Below are 1110 nucleotides of genomic sequence, written 5' to 3' on the forward strand. Positions count from 1 at the left end.
AGGTGGCGGTCCCCCCGCTCGAGACCTGCCGTGTGGTAGGTGTCGGGCGTCCGCCAAAGACACACCGACAGCAAGGGGACCGCCGTGAAGAAGAGTAGCCAGAACCCGCTCGTGGACGCGACACCGCCCGCGATTCCGGAGCAGGTCACTGTGGCGATGGCCGAGATCGCCGAGAACATGCAGGAAGGCCTGCTCGCGCTGGCCGTCGGCGCCGGCCTGCAGGTCATGCAGGCAATGATGGACGCCGACGTGACCGCACTGGCCGGGCCGAAGGGCCGTCACGATGCGGCGCGCACCGCGGTCCGGCACGGCCGTGAACGGGGGTCGGTGACCCTCGGCGGCCGACGGGTACCGGTGACGCGGCCACGGGTGCGGGCCGCCGACGGTTCCGGGGAGTTGCCGATCGGCTCGTACGAGCTGTTCACCTCCACCGAGATCCTGGGCAAGATGGCGATGGAGAAGATGCTCGCCGGCCTGTCGACGCGCCGCTACCCGGTCGGCCTCGAACCGGTCGGTGAACGGGTGACCGAAACGTCCTCGGCGACAAGTAAATCGGCGGTCTCGCGCAAGTTCGTGGCGATGACCGAGACCGCCCTCGGCGAGCTGCTTTCACGGGATCTGTCCGGGCTCGACCTGGTCGCGTTGATGATCGACGGGGTCCACTTCGCCGAGTCCTGCTGTGTTGTCGCCCTGGGCATCGACCTCGACGGGAACAAGCACCCGCTCGCGCTGGTCGAAGGTGCCACCGAGAATGCCACCGTCGTCACCGACCTGCTGGTGGACCTGCGGGAGCGGGGTATGGACGTCACCCGCCCGATGCTGGTGGGCCTCGACGGGTCCAAGGCCTTGCGCAAGGCGGTGGTCGACGTGCTCGATCGCCCGGTGATCCAACGCTGTCAACTGCACAAGATCCGAAACGTGAAAGATCGTCTGCCGAAACGGCTTCGCAGCGGTGTGGGCCGGAAGATGACCGACGCCTACCACGCCGCGTCGGCGCTCGAGGCCGAGGCCGCGCTGCGGGCGCTGGCGAAGGAGCTGGACCGCACCCATCCCGGGGCGGCGGCCAGCCTGCGCGAGGGCCTGGACGAGACCCTCACCGTGCTGCGATTG

At 68.9% G+C, this 1110-nt stretch carries 1 protein-coding gene; it reads left to right on the plus strand.

Features of this window, described 5'->3' with window-relative positions:
• Positions 1-84 precede the first annotated feature (84 nt).
• The coding region (locus tag ACFVJ3_RS49550) for an IS256 family transposase (RefSeq protein ID WP_378459058.1) at positions 85-1110 on the plus strand (1026 nt) is incomplete at its 3' end.

It is taken from the genome of Rhodococcus sp. NPDC127593, assembly GCF_042671975.1.
In the GTDB taxonomy this organism is placed as follows: domain Bacteria; phylum Actinomycetota; class Actinomycetes; order Mycobacteriales; family Mycobacteriaceae; genus Rhodococcus_F.